The organism is Lacimonas salitolerans (genome assembly GCF_042677865.1).
GTDB lineage: Bacteria > Pseudomonadota > Alphaproteobacteria > Rhodobacterales > Rhodobacteraceae > Lutimaribacter > Lutimaribacter salitolerans.
The window spans coordinates 1-2796 of sequence record NZ_JBHUDD010000104.1 but is presented as its reverse complement, the minus strand read 5'-3'; the positions used below and the strand labels follow the sequence as shown (position 1 = coordinate 2796).

The 2796-nt window shown below is 62.7% G+C and carries 4 protein-coding genes and 1 pseudogene; 1 reads left to right on the top strand and 4 read right to left on the bottom strand.

Annotated elements, in window-relative coordinates; all coding sequences use genetic code 11:
* Window positions 1-64 precede the first annotated feature (64 nt).
* The 3 genes from ACFTOW_RS13635 to ACFTOW_RS13625 form a co-directional block, all read right to left on the bottom strand.
* On the bottom strand, window positions 65-355 hold the full coding sequence (locus ACFTOW_RS13635) for a DUF2460 domain-containing protein (protein ID WP_379916620.1): 291 nt from the start codon (window positions 353-355) through the stop codon (window positions 65-67).
* A gap of 969 nt (window positions 356-1324) precedes the next feature.
* Window positions 1325-2092 carry a hypothetical protein gene (locus ACFTOW_RS13630; protein WP_379916617.1) on the bottom strand — a complete coding sequence of 256 codons (768 nt, stop codon included), beginning with the start codon at window positions 2090-2092 and terminating at the stop codon, window positions 1325-1327.
* Window positions 2092-2220 (bottom strand): DUF6511 domain-containing protein, encoded by a 129-nt coding sequence (locus ACFTOW_RS13625; protein ID WP_379916618.1) that lies wholly within the window; start codon window positions 2218-2220, stop codon window positions 2092-2094. Before ACFTOW_RS13625 ends, ACFTOW_RS13630 begins: the two co-directional genes overlap by 1 nt.
* Between ACFTOW_RS13625 and ACFTOW_RS13620 the strand changes: the two are divergent.
* Window positions 2207-2509: pseudogene (locus ACFTOW_RS13620) on the top strand (baseplate megatron protein TIM-barrel domain-containing protein); the annotation flags it as partial. The gene ACFTOW_RS13625 and the pseudogene ACFTOW_RS13620 sit on opposite strands and share 14 nt — an antisense overlap.
* On the opposite strand, the gene ACFTOW_RS13615 reads toward ACFTOW_RS13620, so the two are convergent.
* Window positions 2448-2796, bottom strand: a 349-nt coding sequence (locus tag ACFTOW_RS13615; RefSeq protein WP_379916615.1) for a hypothetical protein, incomplete at its 5' end; no start/stop codon positions are given. The pseudogene ACFTOW_RS13620 and the gene ACFTOW_RS13615 sit on opposite strands and share 62 nt — an antisense overlap.

Sequence of the window (2796 nt, the reverse complement as noted above, 5' to 3'; positions counted from 1 at the left end):
GCCGCGACCCTCCCCGCAGCACACAGCGCTTCATATCGCTTGCAATCGGCCTCTGGGCGCAGGGTCAGCTGTGGATGGGCATGAAGGTGACGACGCCGGTGGCGGTGTCGACCGACCAGCCGGAGGGCTGCTCGACCCCGCCGAGCGCAATGCGAACGGTGCCCGTCACCGGCTTCGCGATGGCGCGGGTCCAGCTTTGCGCACCGGAGGTGTAGTGCTTCAGCAGGGCGAAGGTTGGCCCAGAGCCGCTCGGACTCGCGTTTGAGCCGTTCCACCGACCACTGGGGCCGCAGCATGGCGGCGTTGTAACCGCAGATCGCCTCCCAGCCCTCGTCCTTCGACAGGCGGCCCTCATGGACCATGCGGATGAAATACCCGATCGCGGCGGAGGCGCCCTCGAAGCGGGACCAATCGTCCTGACCGCCCTCGCGCACCGGGGTGACAAGGACCTCGTCCACGCGCGGCTTTTCGGGCGCGGTGAAATCCGGCGCGAGATTGACACCCGGCGCGGGCGGCATGTCGGCCACGGCCTCGATGAACTCGCCGAGATCGCGCTCGTGATCGGCGTTCAGCTCGACAATCTGGACCTGGGTCTTGAGGTTGTTCTTGTAATAGACAGACCCTGCCACGCGGATCGGCTGGTGGGCGGAGCGGAAATGCATATCGCCCCCCACCTTGGCGGCAATATCGCCCCGCAGGCGCGTCACGCGCGCAATGTCACTGCCTTCGGCGGGCTCCGTGAGTTTCCACCAGACATGCGCCTTGCGCTGCCCCTCGGGCGTGATGCCGCCGCTTTCGACCACCATGGTGGGCGGGCCGAGATGGCGCTCGAGATGGGCGCGCTTGGCGGCAATGTCGCCATTGTCGATGTCGACCACCACGGCCTGCATCTGCAGCACCTCGGCGGCCTTGGCTTGCCCTGCGGCGGCGACCGTGCCGGGGATCACATAGACTGCCGCACCTTCGCGCGAGGCCCAATTGGCAAAGGTCGCCATCTTTTCGGTGACAGCGCCGCTGGCCTCGATCCAAATGTTATGGGGGCGGCCATCGATGCCCTGGCCCTTGTCGATGAAACTCCGGACTGGGATCAGCCCGTCGCAATAACCGAAGACCACCTCCATGAACTGGGCGATCTGCTCGGGATCGGGCTCATCGCCAAACACGTCCTCCATGGGCGCGGCGTCGTTGAAATCACGCCACGGATTGAAATGGATCAGGTTTTCCCTCAGTGGTTCCTGTGTTGCTGGGCGGTCATCGGGATCGTGGGGCATTGCGGCATCCTCAAGTGTCTCGGGGGGCGGTGGCGGGTCCATGGGCGCGTCGGTCATCCGGGCAGCCCCCAACAGCGCTCGGCCCAAGAGCAGAACCGGCATTCGAAGAAGTCGCGATTGGCAGCGACGCGGGGGAGCAATTCGCCCGCATCGGTCGCTTGCAGGATGCGCACACCGCGATCCGACATGCGCTGCGCGAGATCGGCGTCGAAGGGCACAAGCTCATGGTGAAGCTCGGCCGTGTCCTTGTTGATCGCGGTGAAAAGCGCCGGGTTGGCCGAGATGCCCGGCACCTGCGCCTCCATATAGGCCTGATAGACAGCGATCTGGGCGGCATAGACGGGCTTCGACTTGGTGACGCCGTCCTTGACGCAGGCGCGCCAGTTCTTCGCGTTCATCGTCTTGCATTCCCAGAGTGCGGGAACGGCGAGACCAAAGCCCTCGGGCCCGGCGGCTATGATGCCGTCGACATGGCCACGGATGCGCCCACCGGCGACGGAGAAGCCAAACTGGCGGCCATCTGGCCGATTGCTCTTACGGGTATAGAGGTCGAACCCGGCCTGTCTGAGCCAAGCGACGGCCAGATCCTCGAGCGCATGGCCGATGGCGAAGATGCGCAGTGACTGACCGCTGAACTCCTTGCCGTCGTCCTTCGGTGTGGCCGTGAACTCGAACTGCAAAGCACGCTCACAGGCATGACCAAGACGGGAACCCCCGAGATAGTCGCGGGGCGTCCGGGTCGCGTTTTCGGCCGTGATCGCCGCGTCTACCGCTTCATTGACCCGGTCGGCGAAGCTGGGGGTGTGGTTATAGTCCAGCATCAAAACGGCACCTCCTGGGATTTGGCGATGCGCGCCATTTCCGCGCCGTAGCCCTCGAGAATTTCCTCAATCAGCGCCGTCACATCGGTCTCAGAGAGATCGCAAAGGCGCTTCGATGCGTTCCTCATCGGCACCGAGATGCCGGGGCTGACCACGATCCGCTCGGGCGCGGCCACCTATCCGGCCGTGCAGGCCTACCGGGACCTCCTCGCGGATGTGCGCTCGATCCTCGGGTCCGGGACGAAGATCGGCTATGCTGCGGATTGGTCGGAATACTTCGGGCATCAGCCGGGCGATGGCAGCGGCGACGTGTTTTTCCACCTCGATCCGCTCTGGGCCGATCCGGAGATCGATTTCATCGGGATCGACAACTACATGCCGCTCTCCGACTGGCGTGACGGGTTAACCCACACAAATCGCGAAGGGACCTTTTTTCTGCGGCCAAACGGTCCAGCCAGGTCTTTACGACAAAGCCGAATCTCTTTAAGTCATAGCGGTTGGAAATGTCGCGAGCCTGAGATAAAGTAAGCCCTTTTTTCAGAGAGGCGCTGATTTCGTGTGACAGGTCTTCAATTAATTTCGGAATAGAATCAAAATCTTCTGGAAAAAAACTAGAGAATATTTTGGCTATTTCGCGGTTTGTGTGGGTGGTTTGGTTTCCGGTCATTTGCTTGAGGCACAAGATGTTGTGCGGTAGGGTGATG

Coding starts and splice junctions, on each gene's coding strand:
- ACFTOW_RS13635 (WP_379916620.1), bottom strand. CDS start 355: ATGAGGGCCGCCTGTCGAAGGACGAGGGCTGGGAGGCGATCTGCGGTT.
- ACFTOW_RS13630 (WP_379916617.1), bottom strand. CDS start 2,092: ATGCTGGACTATAACCACACCCCCAGCTTCGCCGACCGGGTCAATGAA.
- ACFTOW_RS13625 (WP_379916618.1), bottom strand. CDS start 2,220: ATGAGGAACGCATCGAAGCGCCTTTGCGATCTCTCTGAGACCGATGTG.